The sequence below is a fragment of the Streptomyces cyanogenus genome (assembly GCF_017526105.1).
Taxonomy (GTDB): Bacteria; Actinomycetota; Actinomycetes; order Streptomycetales; family Streptomycetaceae; genus Streptomyces; species Streptomyces cyanogenus.
In genome coordinates this window covers 7,847,078-7,867,471 of record NZ_CP071839.1, presented here as the reverse complement: position 1 = coordinate 7,867,471, position 20,394 = coordinate 7,847,078, and the positions used below count along the sequence as shown (strand labels likewise).

Annotated in this window: 17 protein-coding genes; 9 read left to right on the top strand and 8 right to left on the bottom strand. The window is 73.0% G+C overall.

Translation table 11 applies throughout. The features are described from left to right. The first annotated feature begins 49 nt into the window (after positions 1-49). Positions 50-934: a LysR family transcriptional regulator gene (locus S1361_RS34810; RefSeq protein ID WP_208035811.1), complete on the top strand. Its 885-nt coding sequence runs from the start codon at positions 50-52 to the stop codon at positions 932-934. A 23-nt stretch (positions 935-957) separates the two neighbouring features. Here S1361_RS34810 and S1361_RS34805 read toward each other — a convergent pair whose 3' ends face one another. After that, on the bottom strand, positions 958-1,848 hold the full coding sequence (locus S1361_RS34805; protein WP_208035810.1) for an NAD(P)H-binding protein: 891 nt from the start codon (positions 1,846-1,848) through the stop codon (positions 958-960). Positions 1,849-1,970: 122 nt separating this feature from the next. Between S1361_RS34805 and S1361_RS34800 the strand changes: the two genes are divergently transcribed. Further along, positions 1,971-2,888 (top strand): LysR family transcriptional regulator, encoded by a 918-nt coding sequence (locus tag S1361_RS34800; protein WP_208035809.1) that lies wholly within the window; start codon positions 1,971-1,973, stop codon positions 2,886-2,888. On the opposite strand, the gene S1361_RS34795 is transcribed toward S1361_RS34800, so the two are convergent. The 3 genes from S1361_RS34795 to S1361_RS34785 form a co-directional block, all read right to left on the bottom strand. Further along, a complete protein-coding gene (locus tag S1361_RS34795; protein WP_208035808.1) occupies positions 2,825-4,969 on the bottom strand; it encodes a putative bifunctional diguanylate cyclase/phosphodiesterase in 2,145 nt (714 codons plus the stop codon). The genes S1361_RS34800 and S1361_RS34795 overlap by 64 nt on opposite strands. Continuing rightward, positions 4,966-5,778, bottom strand: coding sequence for an SAM-dependent methyltransferase (locus S1361_RS34790; RefSeq protein WP_208035807.1), 813 nt, complete (start codon positions 5,776-5,778; stop codon positions 4,966-4,968). Before S1361_RS34790 ends, S1361_RS34795 begins: the two co-directional genes overlap by 4 nt. Before the next feature lie 272 nt (positions 5,779-6,050). Continuing rightward, complete coding sequence (locus tag S1361_RS34785) at positions 6,051-7,016, bottom strand: SCO0930 family lipoprotein (protein ID WP_208036903.1); 966 nt, start codon at positions 7,014-7,016, stop codon at positions 6,051-6,053. Between the two features lie 783 nt (positions 7,017-7,799). Here S1361_RS34785 and S1361_RS39970 point away from each other — a divergent pair. Further along, entirely contained in the window at positions 7,800-7,928 is a 129-nt protein-coding gene (locus S1361_RS39970; protein ID WP_279577642.1) for a hypothetical protein, read from the top strand. A gap of 32 nt (positions 7,929-7,960) precedes the next feature. Further along, a complete protein-coding gene (locus tag S1361_RS34780; protein WP_208035806.1) occupies positions 7,961-8,722 on the top strand; it encodes a bestrophin-like domain in 762 nt (253 codons plus the stop codon). Positions 8,723-8,884: 162 nt separating this feature from the next. Here S1361_RS34780 and S1361_RS34775 read toward each other — a convergent pair whose 3' ends face one another. Next, positions 8,885-9,697, bottom strand: coding sequence for a hypothetical protein (locus S1361_RS34775; protein ID WP_208035805.1), 813 nt, complete (start codon positions 9,695-9,697; stop codon positions 8,885-8,887). Between the two features lie 332 nt (positions 9,698-10,029). Here S1361_RS34775 and S1361_RS34770 point away from each other — a divergent pair, with 332 nt between their 5' ends. Then, on the top strand, positions 10,030-10,701 hold the full coding sequence (locus S1361_RS34770; protein ID WP_208035804.1) for a class F sortase: 672 nt from the start codon (positions 10,030-10,032) through the stop codon (positions 10,699-10,701). Positions 10,702-10,737: 36 nt separating this feature from the next. Here S1361_RS34770 and S1361_RS34765 read toward each other — a convergent pair whose 3' ends face one another. Next, positions 10,738-11,571: a polysaccharide deacetylase family protein gene (locus S1361_RS34765; RefSeq protein WP_208035803.1), complete on the bottom strand. Its 834-nt coding sequence runs from the start codon at positions 11,569-11,571 to the stop codon at positions 10,738-10,740. Between the two features lie 133 nt (positions 11,572-11,704). Continuing rightward, positions 11,705-14,983: a bifunctional lysylphosphatidylglycerol synthetase/lysine--tRNA ligase LysX gene (gene lysX, locus S1361_RS34760; RefSeq protein WP_208035802.1), complete on the bottom strand. Its 3,279-nt coding sequence runs from the start codon at positions 14,981-14,983 to the stop codon at positions 11,705-11,707. Positions 14,984-15,080: 97 nt separating this feature from the next. Between lysX and S1361_RS34755 the strand changes: the two genes are divergently transcribed. Beyond that, positions 15,081-15,557 carry a universal stress protein gene (locus tag S1361_RS34755; RefSeq protein ID WP_030347467.1) on the top strand — a complete coding sequence of 159 codons (477 nt, stop codon included), beginning with the start codon at positions 15,081-15,083 and terminating at the stop codon, positions 15,555-15,557. A gap of 791 nt (positions 15,558-16,348) precedes the next feature. Further along, positions 16,349-17,779 carry an amino acid permease gene (locus S1361_RS34750; protein WP_208035801.1) on the top strand — a complete coding sequence of 477 codons (1,431 nt, stop codon included), beginning with the start codon at positions 16,349-16,351 and terminating at the stop codon, positions 17,777-17,779. On the opposite strand, the gene S1361_RS34745 is transcribed toward S1361_RS34750, so the two are convergent. Next, positions 17,780-18,928: a CapA family protein gene (locus S1361_RS34745; protein WP_208035800.1), complete on the bottom strand. Its 1,149-nt coding sequence runs from the start codon at positions 18,926-18,928 to the stop codon at positions 17,780-17,782. A 217-nt stretch (positions 18,929-19,145) separates the two neighbouring features. On the opposite strand from S1361_RS34745, the gene S1361_RS34740 reads away from it, so the two are divergent. Both S1361_RS34740 and S1361_RS34735 read left to right on the top strand, forming a co-directional pair. Next, the gene (locus tag S1361_RS34740) at positions 19,146-19,694 is read left to right on the top strand and encodes a sigma-70 family RNA polymerase sigma factor (RefSeq protein ID WP_208035799.1); all 549 of its coding nucleotides are present in this window, start codon (positions 19,146-19,148) and stop codon (positions 19,692-19,694) included. 141 nt (positions 19,695-19,835) lie between these two features. Then, positions 19,836-20,348 carry a hypothetical protein gene (locus S1361_RS34735; RefSeq protein WP_208035798.1) on the top strand — a complete coding sequence of 171 codons (513 nt, stop codon included), beginning with the start codon at positions 19,836-19,838 and terminating at the stop codon, positions 20,346-20,348. Positions 20,349-20,394: the final 46 nt, after the last annotated feature.

The following is a 20,394-nucleotide window of genomic DNA, read 5'->3' as shown; positions in this document are numbered from 1 at the left end:
CCAAGACATGGTCCAGCTCGTTTCCATAGGCTGACGCTATGCTGGGAGGGTGCAGTTCCAGCAGCTCCAGTACTTCGTGGCCGTCGCCGAGACCCGGCACTTCACCCGCGCCGCCGAGCGTGTCCATGTCGCCCAGCCGTCGCTGTCCCAGCAGATCAAGGCGCTGGAGCGGGAACTGGGCGCGGATCTGTTCCTGCGGGCCCGGGGCAACATCACGCTCACCGACGCGGGCGAGGCGCTGCTGCCGCTCGCCCGGCGCATCCTCGCCGACGCGGACACCGCCCGGCACGAGGTGCAGGAGCTGGTGCAGCTGCGGCGGGGCCGGGTACGGCTGGGGGCGACGCCGAGCCTGTGCACCGGCCTGCTGCCGGACGTGCTGCGCGCCTTCCACGACCGGTATCCCGGCATTCAGCTGCTGATCGAGGAGGGCGGCTCCCACGACCTGGTGCGGGAGCTGGCGCGCGGCGCGCTCGACCTCGCGCTGGTCGTGCTGCCGCTGCCGACGCCGGCGCCCGCGCTGACGACCGTGGAACTGCTGCGCGAGGACCTGGTGGTGGTGTCCTCGCCGGAGGCGCCGGTGCCCGGCCGGGGCGGGCGGGCGGTGGAGATCGGCGACCTGGAGGGCGAGCGGCTGGTGATGTTCCGGCACGGGTACGACCTGCGCGAACTGACCGTCGCCGCGTGCCGCTCCGCCGGGTTCGAGCCGGACTTCGCGGTGGAGGGCGGCGAGATGGACGCGGTGCTGGGGTTCGTCCGGGCGGGGCTCGGCGTGGCCGTCGTACCCCGGATGGTGGCCGCCCGGGCGGGCCGGGGACTGCGGGTCACCCCGCTGGCCCGCCCCGGTCTGCACCGCACCATCGCGCTCGCCCACCGCAGCGACGTGGCTCCGCCGCGGGCGGCCCGGGAACTGCAGCGGATGCTGCTGGAGCGGTAGGCGGCGTCGGTCAGCGGTGCCGGTCAGCGCAGGACGGCCGGCCGGAGCACCTCCTCGCACCACCGGCGGAAGGAGGTGGGCGCGGTGTCGGGCGTGGTGGGCGCCGCGCTGCCGTAGAAACCCTGCTCGGCGGTCGCGGCCACGAGGTCGGCCGTGCCCTGCGCCCAGGCCTCGCTCGCCCCGTGCCGCAGCAGCGACGCCTTGTACTCCGCCCCGCTCAGCCGCCGGAAGCGGACCGGCCGGTCCAGCACCTCGGACACGACGCGCGCCATCCCCTCGGGCGTCAGCGCGTCGGGACCGACCGTCGGCACGTCCTCCTGACCGGTCCAGGAGCCGTCGAGCAGCAGCCGTGACGCCGTGACGCCGATGTCACGGGTGGCGCAGGTGCGCAGCACCCGGTCGCCGTACGTCGCCATGGAGATCACTCCGCTGTCGCGGATCGCCGCGGCCTGGTGGAGCAGGTTCTCCATGAGGTACGGCGGACACAGCGCCCGGTGGTGGACCCCGGTGGCCCGGACCACGTCGTCCATGGCCAGCGAGGCCGAGATCTGCCCGGCGTCGCGGGCCGTACCGCGGCCCAGGGTGGAGACGGCGACGACCCGTTCGACGCCCTGGGTGCGGATCGCGTCGACCAGCGGCCGGGTGAAGGCGCCGAAGTGGCCGTCGAGGCTGTCGGCGGCGGGCGCCGGCGGCACCAGCCAGAACACCCGGTCGACGCCCGCGCACGCCTTCGCCGTGACCTCGGGGTCGGCGTGCGAGCCGGCGACGGCCTCGACCCGGTCGCGCACGCGCGGGGACAGGCGCGCGGGATCGCGGACGATCACCCGGATGTCTCCCGCCGCGGCCCCGGCGTCGAGGAGCGAGTCGAGGACCTGGCTGCCGATCTGGCCGGTCGGGGTGGTGACAAGGATCACTGAAGGCTCCAGGAGGGAGGGGGTCGGGTCGTGATCGAGCCTGCCGTCCGGCGTCCGGGAACTGAAGGACCGCTTCGCTCCCGGTTGTTACCCTCAGGGCAATACCGGAGGGAGGCGAAGCCATGGAGTCCCGCCCGCTGCGCTACTTCGTCGCCGTCGCCGAGGAACTGAACTTCGCCCGCGCGGCCGAGCGGCTGGGCATCTCCGCCCCGCCCCTGTCCCGGGCGATCCGCCGGCTGGAGACGGATCTCGGCGTCGCCCTCTTCGAACGCACCACCCACAGCGTCGCCCTGACCCCGGCGGGCGAGGTCCTCCTCACGGAGGCGCGGTTCGCGCTGGACGCCCTGGAGGCGGCCGGGCGGCGGGCCCGGCGCGCGGCCGGGCCGGACCGCACGCTGGTCCTGGCGGTCAAGGCGGACGGCGACGCGGGACTGCTGGAGCCGATCCTGGAGCGCTTCGCCGCCGACCCCGCCGCCGTCCCGGTGACGGTCCGGCTGTGCGGCTGGCTGGAACAGCCGCGGCTGCTGCGGCGCGGGGAGGCCGACGCCGCGCTGGTCCACGAGCCCTTCGACCGCACCGGCCTGGACAGCGAGACCCTGATCGCCGAGCCGCGTGTCGCCGCGCTCGGCGCGGCCCACCCGCTCGCCGCCCGGGACCACGTCCTGCTGGCCGACCTCGGGCTGCGCCCCGGGGACCTGCACCGGTTCCTGGAGAGGATGCGGCACGGGGGCCGCGACCTCGCCCAGCTGCTCACCTGCGTCGCCCTGGGCGAGCTGGTCACCGTGCTGCCGGCGTCCGTCGCCGACCGCTATCCGCGTCCGGGCGTCGTCTACCGGGCCGTCCCGGACGCGCCGCCCTCACTGCTGGCGGTCGTCTGGCCGCAGCAGTCCCGCTCCACGGCCACCGCGGCACTCGTCCGGGCGGCCACCGCCGTGGCCGCGTCCGCCCGGGAGGGGTACGACGACGCGCGGGCCGGTCAGCCCGTCGCGTCGACCAGGGCCAGGTCCTGGAGCCTCTCCGGCGGGCCCGGCCGGGCGTAGTACCAGCCCTGGGCCGTGTCGCAGCCCAGGATCCGCAGCTGTTCGGCCTGGGCGCCGGTCTCCACGCCCTCGACCGTGACCGCGAGGTCGAGGCTGTGGGCGAGGGAGACGATGCCCTCCACGATCTTCAGGTCGACGGGGTCGGCGGGGAACTGCTGCATGCTCTGGGTGAACGAGCGGTCGAGTTTGAGGATGCTCACCGGCAGGCGGCGCAGGTTGGCGAGGTTGGAGTAGCCGGTGCCGAAGTCGTCCAGCGCGATGTCGACGCCCATCTCGGCCAGCCGGCGCAGCGGTTTGAGCAGGTCGTCGTCGGCGCCGATGAGCGCGGACTCGGTGACCTCCAGGCAGAGGGCGTCCGGGGCGACGCCGGAGCGTTCGAGGATGTCGACCGTGTCCTGGACCAGGCCGGGGTGGCTGAGCTGGCACGGGGACAGGTTGACGTTGATGCGCAGCGGGCCGGCGGAGGTCTGTTCGCCGTAGCGTTCGCGCCAGGCGCGGGCCTGGCGGATCGACTCCTCCAGGACCCAGCGGCCGAGCGGCACGATCAGGCCGGTGTGCTCGGCGAGCGGGATGAACCGGTCGGGGCCGAGGACGCCGTGCTGCGGGTGCAGCCAGCGCACCAGGGCCTCGGCGCCGCGCACACTGCCGTCGCCGAGGTGGACGAGCGGCTGGTACTCGATGAAGAACTCGCCGCGTTCCAGGGCGGTCGGCAGGGCCGTGGTCAGGCCGTGCCGGGTGATGGCGCGGGCGTCGGCCTCCGGGTCGGCCAGTTCGCAGCGGTTGCCGCCGGCCGACTTCGCGCGGTACATGGTGATGTCCGCGCTGCGCAGCACCTCGGCGGCGGTGCGTTCGCCGGCCGGGCCCTCGACGATGCCGAGGCTGCCGCGGACCAGGAGGTCGCGGCCGTCGATGCTGATCGGGGTGACCAGCGCGTTCATGATGCGCTCGGCGAGTTCGTCCACCGTGCGCTCGGTGCCGGGACCGGTGGTGAGGGCCACGAACTCGTCGCCGCCGAGCCGGGCGACCATCTCGCCGGGCGCGGTCGCGCAGGACTGGAGCCGGTCGGCGACCTCCACCAGCAGCCGGTCGCCGGCCGCGTGGCCGAGGCTGTCGTTGATGGTCTTGAAGCCGTCCAGGTCCAGGTAGCACAGGCCGAAGCGCTGGCCCTCGCCCGCGCTCAGCACCTTCTCCAGGCGTTCGAAGAACAGGGTGCGGTTGGGCAGGCCGGTGAGGGCGTCGTGCGTGGCTTCGTAGCGCAGCCGGAGGTTGAGCAGCCGGCGCTCGGTGGTGTCCTCCATGAGGGCGAGCTGGTACTGCGGGGTGCCGTCGGCGTCGCGGAGCAGGGAGACCGTCAGGTTGGTCCACAGCGCCGTACCGTCGGGGCGGTTGAAGGCCTTCTCCAGGTGGTAGTGCTCGCGTTCGCCGCGCACGAGTTCGTCGTAGAGCCGCCAGGTCTGCGGGGCGTCCTCGGGGTGGATCCAGTCCTGGACGCGGCGGCCGCGCAGGGACTGCTCGGGGAGGCCGAACATGCGCAGCAGCGCCTCGTTGACCTGGAGGACGTTGCCGTCGAGGTCGGCGATGCCGATCCCTATCGCGGCGCCCTCGAAGACCGCGCGGAAGCGGGCCTCGGTCGCGTGCAGCGCCTGGGCCACCACGCCCTGGGCCCGCAGCGCGGCCTGGGCAATGGCTTCCTGCTCGGCGAGGGTGCGCTCGCGCAGCGCCTGGGCGTAGCCGGCGGCCATCGCGTGCTGCAGGCGCGAGGAGCGCATGCGCAGTTCGTCCTGGGGGCCGTCCTCGCCGCAGTACAGGACCAGGTAGGCGTCGACGCAGTCCAGGGTGCGGGCGAGCGCCTCGGGGTCGGTGCAGTGCGCCTCGACCAGGGCGGCGCCGACGGCCTTCGCCGCGTCCGCGTCGAAGCTGCGGGCGCGCAGCAGCTCGCTCAACCGGCGGGCGAGCGGCAGGAGTTGTTCCTCGAACTCGGCGCGGGTGAACGACGTCGAGGTCACCGGGAAGAGCGCCCGGCTCCAGATCGTCGTCAGCCGGCGCAGTCTGCCCTCCGGCTCGTCCGGCTCCGCGCTCATGCCGTGCGCCCCACGCCGGCGAACCCGGAGAAGGCGTACGGGTCCTCGTCCTCCGGTGCCGCGTCCGGGCGCCAGTGCGGCATCGGCACCAGTCCGGGTTCCACCATGTCGTACCCCTCGAAGAACCGCGCGATCTCCTCGCGCGAGCGCATGATCAGCGGGTTGCGAATGTCCTTGTACACGTCCACCGCGCCCTCGGCCCGCTCGGCGGGCAGCGGGATTCCCTCGTACGAGGCATGGGTGAGGATCAGCAGGCTGCCGGGCGCGAGCGCCTCGCGCAGCTCGGCCACCGCACCGTAGGGGTCGTCCGCGTCTTCCACGAAGTGCAGTATGGCAACGAGGAGGAGGGCCACTGGCCGCTTCAGGTCGATGAGGCTGTCCAGCCGGGGGCTGGAGAGGATCTCGTGGGGCTTGCGCAGGTCCGCCGCGATCACGTCGGCGTCGTCGTTGCCCGCCAGGACCGCCTCGCTGTGGGCGACCGCCACCGGGTCGTGGTCGACGTAGACCACACGGGCGCCCGGTACGGCCGTCTGCGCCACCTCGTGGACGTTGCCGAAGGTCGGGATGCCCGAGCCGATGTCGAGGAACTGGGTGATGCCCTCCCCGGCCGCGAACCGCACGGCCCGGCGCATGAACGCCCGGTTCGCCTGCATGATCTTCGGCAGTCCCGGCATGAACTCCATGGCCTTGCGGGCGGCTTCCCGGTCCACCTCGAAGTTGTGCGAACCGCCCAGGTAGTAGTCGTAGATCCGTGAGACGCTCGGCACCGAGATGTCGATGCTCCGGGGGGCCCAGGCGGGGCGCTCCATGTATCACTCCAAGGCGTAGGCGACAGGGACATGCGTTCCGGTGTTCGAGCAGAGGCTACTGATCGCCCGCCAAACGGGCGACCTGAACCGGAAATTGACCATCCGTTCCCGGTCACTGCCTGCGGCAAGTGCCCGCACGGCCCCGCTGTGTGACGGCCGTCCGGCCGCGCGTCCACCGCACACAACGATCCGCCCCCTCCGTGCGGTGCGGAGGGGGCGGATCTGCGGCCGCGCGCCGGGTCGGGCGGGACGATCGACCCTGGGGAGGTGATCTATTCGCCCGGCGCGCCGACCGGCTTGCCGTCGGGCGAGACGGCGTACCAGGTGCCGCCCACGCCCTGACCGTTGGTGTCGCCCGGGGCCTTGTCCCCGGAGAAGGTGTAGATCGGCCAGCAGTTCACGGTCATCTGCTTCACCCCGTCGGGACGGGTGAACGGCATCAGGCCCTTCTTCTTCACGCCCTTGGTGTCGTCGGCGTCGACCGGGCCGACGGCCGGCCACTTCTCCAGGCAGGAGCCGGTGCAGTTGGAGACGGACTTCGGCCAGGCCTGGTCCTTCATGAAGCGGTAGACCGTCATGCCGTTCTTGTCGACGACGATGTCGCCCAGCTTGGGGTCCTTGCGGACGGACAGGCCGGGCAGGTCGGACAGCGTGGCCTTCTTGCCGTTGGGGGCGAGCGCGAACCACTTGCCGCCCACGCCCTGGCCGTTGACGTCGCCGGCGTTGACGTCCTTGGCGTAGCGGTAGGCGGGCCAGCCTCCGATGGTGAGCTGCTTGGTGCCGTCGGCGCGGGTGACCTCGCCGAGCAGCGCCTTGTCGATGCCGGCGCCGGCGGTGGCGTCGTCGGCGGGGACCGGCGGCCAGGTGGTGGCGCAGTCGCCGGCGCAGTTGGACTTGGGCGGGTTGGCGGTGTCCTTGTCGAACCGGTAGAGGGTGAGGCCGGAACCGTCGGTGAGCACGTTGCCCAGGTCCGGGTTGGCGGCCACGGTGAGCTTGCCCGCGGGGGCGACCGCGGCCGGGGAGGCGGAGGTCTTGTTGCCGTCGGCGCCGTATCCGTTGCCCGCGCCGGTCGCGGTCCCGGCGCCCGGGTTGCCGTAGTCGCCGGCCGCGGCCGTGGCCCCGACGTTCTGGGCCGCCGACGCGGGAGCGGTGGCGTTGTCCTGACCGCACGCCGTCGTCAGCGCCAGCACCGAAGCGGCCGTGGCCACCAGTGAGGCGGTCCGCCAGGAGGTCTTCATCGTCAAACTCCCCATCATCGCCTGGATATTGCAGCGCCTGCTGTGCCGCCGCACGGCCATGGGTACGCGGCGTAGGGGCCGCGGTGTTCAACGGCGGCCGGAATTTCTTTCGGGATCCTGTGACGCGCCCGGGGAGCCACCGGTGCGCGTACCGGGATGGACCGGTCTGATTCGGGCTCTTCCGCCTGCCAAACCTGTGATCACCCCATCTCCCTCTTTCAGTGCAATCTCGGCGTACCGGGGGGTGCGGGCGGCCGGTCGCCCCTCATGATCTTCGTCGTGCATGGACCCGAAGTGACCCGACGCGCGCCCGCCCCGCGGGTGTTGGCCCTCCTGACGCTGACCTGGGCGCTGGTGGGATGGCCGGCCGGCGGCGCGTCGGCCGACGCCTGCGCGTCCGCCTCGACGGGCCCGGACGGCACGGTGGCCGTGGCCTACGCCGGCGGTCACCACTGGCCCGACCCGCCCTGCCCGAAGCCGCCCCCGCCCCCGTGTCCGCCCACGCCGACGCCCACCCCCACGCCGACACCGCCGCCTCCGCCGCCTCCGCCGAAACCGACACCCACCCCCGAGCCGACGCCGACACCGACACCGACACCTGACCCGACGCCGCCGCCGAAGCCGACGCCGCCGCCCACGCCGCGGCCGCCCAGGCCCGCTCCGGCACCCCCGGCACCCCCGGCACCCCGGCCGACGCCCCCTCCCGCCCCTCCGCCGGCGCCTCGGCCCGCCCTCGCGCCGAAGCCTGCGCCCAGGCCCACCCCACGGCCCTCTGCGACCCCGGTGAGCTACCCGGCGTACCACCCCCACGCCGTCAGCCGCCCCACCCGCGGCCGTACCTCGCCCGTCACCTACGTCCTGCTCATCACCGTCCCCGCGATCGTCGCCGTCGCGGCGCTGCGCCCGCGCTGACGCGCCGGCCCGCTCACTTCTGGAGGCACCAGTTGTCGGATTGGCTTGTTCTCGTCCTCGCGATGCTGGGGGCCTGCGCCGTCGTGGTCGTCATCACGCTGCTACGGCACCGGACGGCCGCCGAGGACGAGGATCCGAGCGAGACCCCGGACGTCATCGAGTACATGACGATGTGGATCGGCGTCGTCTACGCCATCGTGCTGGGGCTGGCCATCGCGGGCGTCTGGGAGGCCCGCAACGCGGCCCAGGATCACGTCCAGACCGAGGCCCAGGCGCTGCACGAGATCTCGGAGCGGGTCCGGGTCTACCCGCCGGACGTCCGGGACCGCGTCCGCGCCGACGTGGACGCCTACGTGGGGTACGTCGTGCACACCGAGTGGCGGACGATGGCGGACCAGGAGCGGGTCACGGAGCGCGGCGCGGAGCTGCTGCAGACGGTGCGGGCGGACGTCACCGACTACCAGCCGCGCAACGACTTCGAGGCGCAGGCCTACCAGCCGCTGCTCGACCAGCTCGCCACCGCCGACCAGGCGCGCAACGCACGGGCCGACGCCACCGGGGCCGTCATGCCGCCGGTGGTGTGGTGGGGGCTGCTCACCGGGGCACTGATCACCGTCGGCATGGTGTTCGCGCTCCAGATCCGGCGCACCCGGCGCGAGTTGGTCCTGGCCGGGCTGTTCTCCGCGACCATCGCCTTCATGCTGTTCCTCATCTGGGACTTCGACGCGCCCTACAGCCGCGGCATCGCGGTCACCGCGGAGCCGTTCCTGAGCATGTTCCCGGGCGCCGGATAGCCCCCGGCCGCCGGAGCGGCGTGCGCCGCCCGGCCGGCACGGCGGCCACGACAGGCCTTCGCCCCCGCTTCCGCGAGGAATCGGGGCGAAGGCCTGTCGGTGTTCACGGCTCGGGGACGGGGACGGGGTCGGATCCGGTGGCCTCGGCGGCGCACCGGGGACTCAGACGCGCTTCTCGTGCCGGCGGCGCAGCCAGAAGGCGCCCCCGCCGATCACGGCAGAGGCCACCAGGCCACCGCCGATGGCCATGTCGGTGGGGGTCGCGCCGCTGATCCTGCCGCCGCCGAACCCGGCGTGCACACCGCCGATCACGGTGAAGGCGTCCCGGCGGGTGATGGTGCGGCCGTCGCAGCGGACGGTCACGTCGTAGCGGCCGCGGCGGGCGTCGCGGTCGACGGTGGCGACACCCCGGGCGGTGTCGTCGCGGAACGGCTCCAGCCGGGTGACGCCGAAGGCGTCGGAGCTCGCCGTGCCGCTGCTGCAGCCGTTGACGATGATGGTGACCTGGCCGCCGGCGGACACGATGTCGGGCGTGACGAAGATGTCGCGGGAGTTGCCCAAGCCCTCGCCACGGCCTCCTTCCCCGCCGATTCCGTTCCCACGGCCGAAGTCGTCCCCGCGGCCCCCGCGCCCGTTGTTGCCGCCCTCACCGCCACGGCCGTTGTTCCCGCCCTCGCCCCCGCGGCCGTTGCCGAAGCCCTCGCGGCCGTTTCCGTTGAAGTTGCCGTTGCCGTTCCCGTTGAAGTTCCCGTTTCCGTTGAAGTGGCCGTTGCCGTTGAGATTGCCGGTGCCGGGGCCGACGACGCCTCCGCTGAAGGTGCCGATGTTGCCGGTGCCGGGCACGATGACGGTGGTGTTGTCGGTGCTGCTCGGACCGCCCCCGTTGCCCATGCCGTCCGCGACGGCCACGGGGGCGGCGAGCCCGAGCACGGCGACCGTGGTGCACGCCGCCGCCAGGGCACGTTGGTTGCGCATGTGATCCTCCGCGGGAGGTCACCGGGTCCCGTCCCCGGTGGATCGGCGAGAAATCACCTCCCGCATAGACCCTCGGACGCGCGGAACACGCCCGCATGTCGAGAATGGTCCGTCCTGGTGATCCGACACGCCGACGGACAACCACACAATCCGATATTGCCGCAGGTCACGGACCGTCAGAAAATTCCCGGGAACGGCAACTCGGATGGCTCACCGAGCGTGCGGGCCGCCACCCGTTCGCCGATCACCCCGTCGCCCGCCGCCCGCGCGGGACTTAGCGTTTTCCCATGCGCGACGGGCGTGGCGGCGACCGCGTCGAGAGGGGATGGCGAATGTCTGCGTCCAAGCTGGCCGAGCTGGCCGAAGAGGAGGAGCGGCGGAGGAAGCGCGCCCCCTGGGGCGTGATAGCGCTTGTTCTGCTGACCGGTCTGGCCCTGATCCGCAACGGCTCCGGGGAGTTCGACGTCGGTCCGCCACAACCCGCCTCGGCGGCGGCGCCCGACAGCCGCGCCACCCTGGGCTCCTTCGCGCCCGCGCCCACCGCCCTGCCGTTCTCCCCCGTGCAGCGGATCCGCATCCCGGCGATCCGGGTGGACGCGCCCGTCGTACAGGTCGGGCTGGACGCGGACGGCTGGGTCGCCGCGCCACCGCCGGAGAACCCGGGCCTGGCGGGCTGGTTCACCGGCGCCGTGTCCCCGGGGGAGAAGGGCACCGCGGTCATCGTCGGCCATGTCGACAACAAGCAGGGCCCCGCCGTGTTCTACGGCCTCGGGGCGCTGCAGAAGGGGAACCAGGTCGAGGTCCTGCGCCAGGACGGCAAGACCGCGGTGTTCGAGATCTACGGGGTCGAGGTCTTCGCGAAGAACAACTTCCCCGGCGACCGCGTGTACGGCGCGAAGGGAACGGCGGAGCTCCGGGTCATCACCTGCGGAGGCGGCTTTTCCAAGCAGAACGGCTACGAGGGGAACGTCGTCGTCTTCGCCCGCCTGGCCGCGGTCACGTGAACCGCCGCGACCAGGCGGGACGGTGAGGACCGACGGCTAGGCGCGCCGGGGCGGCACGGTGAGGTGGTACCCGGAGTCGATCAGATAGGGCAGCCACTCCCGGATCGCGCGGACGGTCTGCGAACGGTCGCCCCCGGCGTCGTGGGAGAGCACCACGACGCCGGGGGCGGCGCCGCTCTCGACCCGGTCCACGATGGTGCGGGTGCCCGGCTCCATCCAGTCGGTGGTGTCCACCGTCCAGGCCATCGGTTCCATGCCCATCCGGGCGCCCAGCTGGAAGGCGGCGCGGTTCCAGGCGCCGTAGGGAGCGCGGAACCACTGCGGGCGCTCGCCGTAGGCGTCCTCGATGGCGTCGCTGGTGCTCTCCATCTCGGAGCGGATCTCACCGCGGCCCAGCTCGGTCAGCAGCGGGTGGGTCCAGGTGTGGTTGCCGACCACGTGGCCCTCGTCGGCCATCCGGGCCAGCAGTTCCCTGTTCTCCACGACGCACTCGCCGCACACGAAGAACATCGCCCGTACGCCGTACTTGGCGAGGGTGTCCAGGATGCGCGGGGTGTACTCGGGGTTCGGTCCGTCGTCGAAGGTCAGCACCATGCGCCGGCCGCGTCCGGAGACCCGCAGGACGGGTTCGTCCCGCACCTTCAGCCTGCGGGGCGCGGTGCGCGGCGGGCCGTATCCGGTGAGCGGCTGGAGCCGGAAGGCGGAGGGTTTGAGGGCCTGGCGGGCCTGCGGGCCCGCGACGGGGGCCGCGGCGGTCCGGGTGGTCTCCTCGCCGCCCGCCACGATGGCCCCGGCGGTACCCGCCGCTCCCAGAGCGGCGATGCCGGCGAGGAGCATCCGGCGCCGCGTGAACAACTGATCCTTCTGCATCCCCCATCAGTCGCCCCACCGAGCACCGGCACGGCTCAACAACACCGGTACGGCGGCGGATTACACCCGGACGGCGCAGTGATCGTACTCCTCGGAACACGCGTGTGAGCGCGGGTGTCGCGGCGTGCACGGGTCACCGGCGGCGCACGAGCGGGAACGGGAGCGTCTCGCGGATCGTCAGGCCGGTGAGGAACATGACGATCCGGTCGACGCCGAGGCCGAGGCCGCCGGTCGGGGGCATGGCGTAGGCGAGGGCCTGGAGGAAGTCCTCGTCCAGTTCCATGGCCTCCGGATCGCCGCCGGCAGCCAGCAGCGACTGCTCGGTGAGCCGGCGGCGCTGTTCGACGGGGTCGGTCAGTTCCGAGTAGGCGGTGCCGAGTTCGGTGCCGAAGGCGACGAGGTCCCAGCGTTCGGCGAGCCGCGGGTCGGTGCGGTGCTGCCGGGTCAGCGGGGAGACGTCGGTCGGGAAGTCCTTGTAGAAGGTGGGCGGTCCGGTGCGGTGTTCGACCAGCCGCTCGTACATCTCCAGCACCACGTCACCGGGTCCGTCGTCGGCGGTGTACGGCACGCCGGTGCGGTCGCACATCCGGTGCAGCCGCAGCAGTTCGGTGCCGGGGCCGATCTCCTCCCCGGCCACCTCGGAGATCGCCCCGTACACGGTCCTGACCGGCCAGGTCCCGGAGATGTCGTACTCCACACCGTCCTTGCGGGCCACCGGGCGGCCGAAGGCGGCGGTCGCCGCGGCCTGGATCAGTTCGCGGGCGAGGTCGAGCATGACGTCGTAGTCGGCGTGGGCCTGGTAGGCCTCCAGCATCGTGAACTCGGGGTTGTGCTTGTAGGAGACGCCCTCGTTGCGGAAGGTGCGGCCCAGCTCGAAGACCCTCTCCAGGCCGCCCACGCACAGCCGCTTCAGATACAGCTCGGGGGCGATGCGCAGGTACAGGTCGAGGTCGTAGGCGTTGATGTGGGTGGTGAAGGGGCGGGCGTTCGCGCCGCCGTGGACCTGCTGGAGCATCGGGGTCTCGACCTCCAGGTAGCCGCGGTCCAGCAGGCCCTGGCGCAGGGCCTGTACGGCGGCGGAGCGGGCGCGGACGACGGCGCGGGCGTCGGGGCTGGTGATCAGGTCCAGGTGGCGCCGGCGGACCTTCGCCTCGGGGTCGGTCAGGCCGCGGCGCTTGTCGGGCAGCGGGTGCAGGCACTTGCCGGTGAGCTGCCAGGAGCCGGCGAAGACGGTGGGTTCCCCCTTGTCGGACAGGCCGGCGCGGCCGGTGACGGTGATGTGGTCGCCGATGTCGGTGTCGTGGGTGAAGCGGTCGAGGTCCGGGCCGGAGCCGTCGCGGGTGAGGGCGATCTGGTGGTCGCCGGACCAGTCGCGCAGCACGGCGAAGACGATGCCGCCGAAGTCGCGGACGAGCAGGACGCGTCCGGCGACGGTGACCTGCGCGCCGGGCGTGACGTCGGCGAGGGCGTGGGTGGGTGCCGGGACGCCGACCGGGTAGGGGTCGGTGCCGGTGGCGCGCAGCCGGTCCAGGGTGCGGTACCGGACGCGGACCTGGTCGGGCAGGCCCGCGTCCGGGGCGGCGGGCCCGGCCTGGTCCCCTCCGGCGAGGCCGAGCGCCGGCACGGACGGCGGGACCGCCGCAGCGGTGGACCGCCGTCCGGTCCCCGGGTGCCCCTTTCCCCAGAGTTTGTGCAAGCTGGGTACGGAGACGAAGCCCTCGGCGATACCGGAGGCGAGGCCGATGCGGGCGAGGGAGGCGGTGTCGCCGTAGCAGAGGAAGCGCGGGTACCACTCGGGGCGGTACTTGGCGTTGGAGCGGTACAGCGCCTCCAGTTGCCACCAGCGGGAGAAGAACAGCAGCAGCCGGCGCCAGAGCCGCAGGACCGGTCCGGCGCCGATGCGGGCGCCCTCCTCGAAGACCGACCGGAAGACGGCGAAGTTCAGCGAGATGCGGCGCACGCCCAGTTTCGGCGCGGCGGCGCACAGTTCGGCGACCATGAACTCCATGACCCCGTTGGGGGCGGCGCGGTCACGGCGCATCAGGTCCAGGGAGACCCCGTCGCGGCCCCAGGGCACGAAGGAGAGCAGGGCGAGCAGCCGGCCGTCCTCGCCGAGGGCCTCCACGAGCAGGCAGTCGCCGTCGGCGGGGTCGCCGAGCCGGTCCAGGGCCATGGAGAAGCCGCGTTCGGTCTCGGTGTCCCGCCAGGCGTCGGCCTTGTCGACGATCTCCTCCATCTCGCGTTCGGTGAGGTTCGCGTGGCGGCGGACGCGGCAGACGGCTCCGGTACGGCGGACCCGGTGCACGGCCTGCCGGGTGACGCGCATCTCGCGGCCCTTCAGGTCGAAGGAGGCCACGTGCACGATGGCCTCGTCGCCGAGCTGGAGGGCGCCCAGTCCGGCGCGGGCGCAGGCGCGGGCGCCGGCCTCGGAGGCGCCGATCACGGCGGGCGCCCAGGCGTGCCTGCGGGCCACGTCCAGCCAGGCGTCGATGGCGTGCGGCCAGGCCTCCGGGTCGCCGACGGGGTCGCCGCCGGCCAGGCAGACGCCGGCCTCGACGCGGTAGGTGACGGCCGCCTTGCCGCTGGGTGAGAAGACGACGGCCTTGTCCCGCCGGGTGGCGAAGTAGCCGAGGGAGTCCCGCTCGCCGTACGTCCTCAGCAGGGCGCGGATGCGGGCCTCCTCGTCGCCGTGCAGGGCGGCCTCCAGGCGCTGCGAGCGGAACAGCGTGGCGGCGGCGTTGAGCAGGGCGAGGGCGCCGAACAGCCCGAGCAGGAAGGTGATCTCGCGCGGCGGGCGGCCGGCGAAGGAGCCGGAAGAGACCAGTCCGCCGCACACCCGGTCGGCCGCCCACGCCAGGTGCTGGTCCGCCGGGAGCGTGCCCGGGAAGAGCAGCACCAGGCCCCAGCCGAGCAGGATCGCCACGGCCAGCCCGGCCAGCAGCACGGCCAGGGCCCGCCACACGGCACCGCGGCGGGAGGCGGCGTAGAACTCGTGGCGGGCCAGCACCAGCAGGAGCAGCAGCAGCGCGCACAGCACCAGGGAGGGCAGTGACGCGGCGTACAGGCCGACGGCCACGCCGGCCGCGTCGCCGAGGACGAGCAGGCCGAGATAGACGACGACCAGCCACCAGGCGACCCTCTTGCGGGCGGCGGTGGCGCCGGCCAGCAGGAACAGGAAGACGGCGTAGGCGAGGTTGGCGCTGATGGGGACCAGGAGCAGGTCGAGGGCGCGGACGACCGGGCGGAGCGGGTGGCGCAGCGGGGGGACGACGGCGAGCACGGCGCACAGCAGGCCGAGGACGGCGAAGAGGGTCGCGAAGGCCTTCGGGACCCAGCCGAGGCGCCCGCCGGGGGGCGGAAGCGCCGGGGCCGTGGCGTCCCTCCCGGAGGCGGGCTCCGCGGTGGCGGTCATGGTTCCGACTCTAGGAAGGGGCGCCGTGGCTCGCCCGTCGAGCGGCCGGGCAGCCGCCGCTTCTTCAGGAACGGTCGGTTCCGATAGCCTCACGACCGTGACGGAACAGCACGAGCAGCACTCGCCCGCACACCGGTTCGAGCGCGGCACGGACGGTCCGAAGGTCATCGTGGCCGGCGTGGACGGCTCCGACTCCTCGATGCGGGCCGCCGCGTACGCGGCCGGGCTGGCCCGGCGCCAGCACGCGCTGCTGGCGGTGGTGTACGTGCAGCCGGTGCTCGCCGCCGGGGCGGCGCTCGGGGCGCCGGTGGCGGAGACCACCGACGAGATCGCCGAGGACCTGGTCGCGCAGATCCGGGAGGGTGCCGAGCGGCTCAAGGGGATCTTCGAGGTGCGCTGGGAGTTCCACACCTTCCGTGGCGACCCCTACAACGGGCTGGTCAAGGCGGCGGACGAGCTGAAGGCGGACGCGGTCGTGGTGGGCGCCTCGGAGCAGGCCGGCCACCGGATCATCGGCTCGGTCGCGGTCCGCCTGGTGAAGACGGGCCGCTGGCCGGTGACGGTCGTGCCGTAGAGCGCCACGGCCACGCCACCCGTGGGCCGCCGGGGCGCCCGACGGCCGGAAGGGGGGGCTGAACACACCTGCGCGGTGACCGGCCCGCCCTCGGCCACCACGGGCCTCCGGCGGGACGCCCTTGAGACGGAGGCCGGCCGGCGAGTCCCCTCACCGCCGGCAGCAGGCGAGATGCCCCGGGGACGGAAACCGGCCGGCGACACCCGCCACCGGCAGAACCCCCCGCGCCGCAGACGAGCCGACGATCCCCCACCACCCGCCACCGGCAGAACATCCCGCGCCCGAGGCCGGCCGACGTTGCCGCCCCCCTGACCACCGGCAGGACGCCCCGGAGCCGGAGACCGGCCGGCGACACCCGCCGCGACGGGTCCCCGGCGCCTGCCCCGGCGGTCGGCCGATGGGTGGGGCCGGGCGGGAGCCGGGCGGGGGGGGCGAGGCCGGTGAAGCCGGGGACGAGGCACGAGGCCGGTGAAGCCGGGCACGACAGACGAGACCGGTGAAGCCGGGCACGAGACACCAGGCCAGTGAAGCCGGGCACGACAGACGAGACCGGTGAAGCCGGGCACGAGACACCAGGCCAGTGAAGCCGGGCAGGGGGGCGAGGCCGGTGAAGCCGCGTAGGGGGGCGAGGCCGGCGGAGCCGGGTAGGGAGGCGAGGCCGGCTCGGGATCGTCGCCGGGGCGCCTGGCACGGACGCCGGTCCCGCCGTGCGTGGCGTCTTCCCTGTGGCTCCGGGCTGAGCCATCATGATCCGCCGTCAGCCGTTTGCCGTCGGCGAAGAGGTGAGGCGTATGGCCAAGCTCCGTGCGGGTGAGGGGATTCTCCGCCGCAAACCCATCGAGCACATCGAGGAGACCGAGGTCACCGAGGGCACCCGGCTGGACAAGTCGCTGGGGCTCTGGCAGCTGACCGCCATCGGCGTCGGCGGCATCATCGGCGCGGGTATCTTCACCCTGGCCGGCACGGTGGCGAACGGCACGGCGGGGCCCGCGGTGCTGGTGTCCTTCCTGATCGCCGGTCTCGCGAGCGCCTGCGCCGCGCTGTCGTACGCCGAGTTCGCCGGGATGATCCCAAAGGCGGGCTCGGCCTACACCTACGGGTACGCGGTGCTCGGCGAGTTCGCGGGCTGGTTCATCGGCTGGGACCTGCTGCTGGAGTACACCGCGATCGTGGCCGTGGTGGCCATCGGCATCTCCGGCTACTTCGGCTTCCTGGTCGAGGCGGTGGGCGCGGACCTGCCCGACTGGATGCTGGGCGCGCCCGGCACCGGGTCCGGGCACCGGGTCGACCTGTTCGCGCTCGTGCTGTGCCTGCTGATCGCGTGGCTGCTGAACCTGGGCATCCGCAGCGCGGCCCGCTTCGAGACCTTCGTGGTCGTGCTGAAGGTGCTGGTGGTGCTGCTGGTGATCGGCGTGGGCGTGTTCCACATCAACACGGCCAACTACACCCCGTTCTTCCCGTTCGGCATCAGCGGGGCGTTCACGGGCGCCGCGACGGTGTTCTTCGCGGTGTTCGGCTACGACGCGATGTCGACGGCGGCCGAGGAGTCGAAGGACGCCCAGCGGCACATGCCGAAGGCGATCATCTACTCGCTGGTGATCTCCATGGTGCTGTACGTGGCGGCCTGCCTGGTGCTGACCGGCATGCAGAACTACAAGGACATCGACAAGGAGAGCGGCTTCTCCACGGCGTTCAAGTCGGTGGGCCTGGACGCGCTGGCGAACGTCATCGCGGTCGGCGCGATCATCGGCATCCTCACGGTGATGTTCACGTTCATGCTGGGCGTGACCCGGGTGTGGTTCTCGATGTCCCGGGACGGGCTGCTGCCCCGGTGGTTCGCCAAGACGCACCCGACGCGGCACGTGCCGACCCGCGTGACCTGGATCGTCGGGGCGGCCTCGGCCGCCATCGCCGGGTTCGTGCCGATCGGCGAGGCGGCCGAGCTGACCAACATCGGCATCCTGCTGGCGTTCGTGGTGGTGTGCACGGCCGTGATCGTGCTGCGCTACCGGCGGCCGGAGCTGCCGCGCTCCTTCCGGACCCCGGGGATGCCGGTCGTGCCCGCGCTGGGTGTCGTCTTCTCGATCTGGCTGATCACGTTCCTGCAGTGGCAGACGTGGGTGCGGTTCGCGGTCTGGTTCCTGATCGGCTGCGCGATCTACTTCGGCTACTCCTACCGGCGCTCGGCGCTGGCCCCGCGGCGGCCTTCCGGACAGGGCTGATCACTCCGCCATGACCAGGCCGTCCTGAGCGGCCCCCCGGCTGAGCACGACGTCCCTGATGCGGTTGCGGACGGCCTCCAGTTCGGCGCCCTGGGCGATGGCGTGGTTGAGGTCGAGGACGCGGCCGGCGTCGAGGTCGTACACCTGCGGGACGAACTCGGCCTTGGTGACCCGCCAGGCCCCGCCCGGCCGGGCGGGCGGGGCGAAGGTGAAGCGGCCGAGGGTGGACTCGTTGCCCCGCGGGTCCTGGGCTCCGTCGCCGTTGTACATCTCGCCGGCGATCTGGTCGCCCATCCCGTAGACCACCCAGGTGCCGTTGACCTTCTCGTACGCCTGCGGGACGTGGGCGTGGGTGCCGAGGATCAGGTCGATGTCCGGGTGGCCGTCGGTGGCCGAGGCGGTGAGCCGCTGGGCGAGGCCGAGCTGGAGCCGGTCGGGCTCGTCCTGCCACTCGGTGCCCCAGTGCACGGAGAGCACGACCACGTCGGCGCCGCCCCGCCGGGCCGCGCGGGCGTCGGCGATCATCCGGTCGGCGTCGATCAGGTTGACCGCCCAGGGCTGTCCGGGCGGCATCGGGTTGCCGTTGGTGCTGAAGGTGTACGACAGGTGGGCGACCTTGGCCGAGCCCGCCCGCAGGATCGTGACCGTGCGGGCCTCGGCCTCGCTGCGGGCGGTCCCGGAGTGCCGCAGACCGGCCTGGTCCATGGCGTCGAGGGTGCGCTGGATGCCGGCGGCGCCGTCGTCCAGGGCGTGGTTGGAGGCGGTGGAGCAGCCGTCGTAGCCGGTCGCGGCGAGACCCGCGGCGATCTGCGGCGGGGACTTGAAGACGGGGTAGCCGGTGTAGTCGCCGTCGGCGCCGTAGACGGTCTCCATGTGACACAGCGCCAGATCGGCGCCGGAGACGACCGGTGCCACGCCGGCCAGCATCGGGCGGAAGTCGTGGCCGTTGCCGCCGGCGTCGTAGGCGGCCCGTTCGATGACGGAGGTGTGCGGCAGGACGTCCCCGGAGGCGACGAGGGTGAAGCCGCCGGGCGCGGCGGGAGCCGAGCGTCCCTGGGCGCCGGTCTCGCGGTGCTGGTTCTGGCAGGCCGCCCCGGCCGCGAGGACGGCGGTCAGGGCCAGGGCCACCTGCTGTCTGCGTCCGATCATCAACTCACCCCAGGATTGTCGTATATACAGACGAAGCCGTGACGGGCATATGGGTATGAATCTGGTGTGCCGGATAAACAGCCCGGGTGGTGTCATTAGCCCGTCCGGTGTTCCGGCGTACCGCTCGGCCGACCGTTCGCCGACGCGATCGACCGTCCGTCGCACAACCGGGTACGCCCCCTGTCCGCCGGACCGGGCCCTGCGCTGCGATACGGCCATGACGGCCGGAACCTCACTCACCCACGGGACGACGACCGCCGAGGACGAGCTGGCCGCGCTCCAGCGCGAGCACGGCGGCCCCCTGTTCGCCCTGCTCCTCAGGCTCTGCGACGGAGACCGGCAGCGCGCCGAGGACCTCGTGCAGGAGACCCTGGTGCGCGCCTGGCAGCACCCCGAGGCACTGCACGCCGACGACTTCGACTCGGTACGGCCCTGGCTGCTCACCGTGGCCCGGCGGCTCGCCATCGACGCCCGGCGGGCCCGGCAGGCACGGCCACCCGAGATCGGCGACGAGGTCCCGGAGAACGCGCGGGTGACCGCCGACCACGCCGAGCGGGCCGCGGCGATGCTCGACGTCCGGGAGGCTGTGAAGACACTCACGCCCGAGCACCGTGACGTCCTGGTACTCGTGTACTTCCTCGGGGCCAGTGTGGCGGAAGCGGCGCAGACCCTGGGGATACCACCCGGTACCGTGAAATCCCGCGCGTACTACGCGCTGCGCGCCCTGCGCCGGGTCCTTCCGGGTTACGCGGCCGACCTGCGGTGAAACCGACAGCCTGGTCAAACCTCGGTAAAGCGCCTTGCTGTGGCCCCCGTTCGGGCAATGGGCTGTCCTCATCCGCGTTCCGGTCGGACGCGGCCCCGGGGTTCGGGTGACGCGCACGCACCGGAGGAAGGGCAGGAAGGGATGCTGCACACAGGGCACGAGAGCACGGACGGCACCGACGGCGGTGAACTGGCCGTCCCCATGGCCTGGTTGTACGCCGAGTACATCGCCGACGAGCTGCTGCGCACCGGCGATCTGATGCCACCGACGTCTTTCGAGTTCCGGGCCGGCCGGGACGCACTGGCGCTGACCGTCTTCCTTTCCGACACCGACGGGGAGCTGTCCGGCATCCGGGTGATCTCCCAGCTGGAGAACTGGCTGTCGCTGACCGCCTACGACCAGCCGTGGCGGGACTGGGTGCGGGCGCGCATGGCCGAGCTGACGGAGCGGGCGGCCGGCTCGGACGCCCCCGACCCCGACCTGGCACTGGCGGCGGACGCCTGGCGGTGGCTGGAGGAGACCGAGCTGCTGGCGCCGGACCTGGACGCGGTGCCGGGCGGCGGGATGTTCGGGGAGGACGACGGGCCGAAGGTGTGGACACCCGCCTGGCGGCTCGGACTGCCCCTGGGGCACCTCGCGATCCACCTCTTCTGAACCTTCCGGAATTCACACCAATCCGCGAGCCGGGCCGCTCCGAATC

Bases quoted from the DNA above. Each gene is read 5' to 3' on its own strand.
- S1361_RS34800 (WP_208035809.1), top strand. From the start codon at position 1,971: ATGGAGTCCCGCCCGCTGCGCTACTTCGTCGCCGTCGCCGAGGAACTG.
- S1361_RS34795 (WP_208035808.1), bottom strand. From the start codon at position 4,969: ATGAGCGCGGAGCCGGACGAGCCGGAGGGCAGACTGCGCCGGCTGACG.
- S1361_RS34790 (WP_208035807.1), bottom strand. From the start codon at position 5,778: ATGGAGCGCCCCGCCTGGGCCCCCCGGAGCATCGACATCTCGGTGCCG.
- S1361_RS34785 (WP_208036903.1), bottom strand. From the start codon at position 7,016: ATGAAGACCTCCTGGCGGACCGCCTCACTGGTGGCCACGGCCGCTTCG.
- S1361_RS34775 (WP_208035805.1), bottom strand. From the start codon at position 9,697: ATGCGCAACCAACGTGCCCTGGCGGCGGCGTGCACCACGGTCGCCGTG.
- S1361_RS34770 (WP_208035804.1), top strand. From the start codon at position 10,030: ATGTCTGCGTCCAAGCTGGCCGAGCTGGCCGAAGAGGAGGAGCGGCGG.
- S1361_RS34765 (WP_208035803.1), bottom strand. From the start codon at position 11,571: ATGCAGAAGGATCAGTTGTTCACGCGGCGCCGGATGCTCCTCGCCGGC.
- lysX (WP_208035802.1), bottom strand. From the start codon at position 14,983: ATGACCGCCACCGCGGAGCCCGCCTCCGGGAGGGACGCCACGGCCCCG.
- S1361_RS34750 (WP_208035801.1), top strand. From the start codon at position 16,349: ATGGCCAAGCTCCGTGCGGGTGAGGGGATTCTCCGCCGCAAACCCATC.
- S1361_RS34745 (WP_208035800.1), bottom strand. From the start codon at position 18,928: ATGATCGGACGCAGACAGCAGGTGGCCCTGGCCCTGACCGCCGTCCTC.
- S1361_RS34740 (WP_208035799.1), top strand. From the start codon at position 19,146: ATGACGGCCGGAACCTCACTCACCCACGGGACGACGACCGCCGAGGAC.
- S1361_RS34735 (WP_208035798.1), top strand. From the start codon at position 19,836: ATGCTGCACACAGGGCACGAGAGCACGGACGGCACCGACGGCGGTGAA.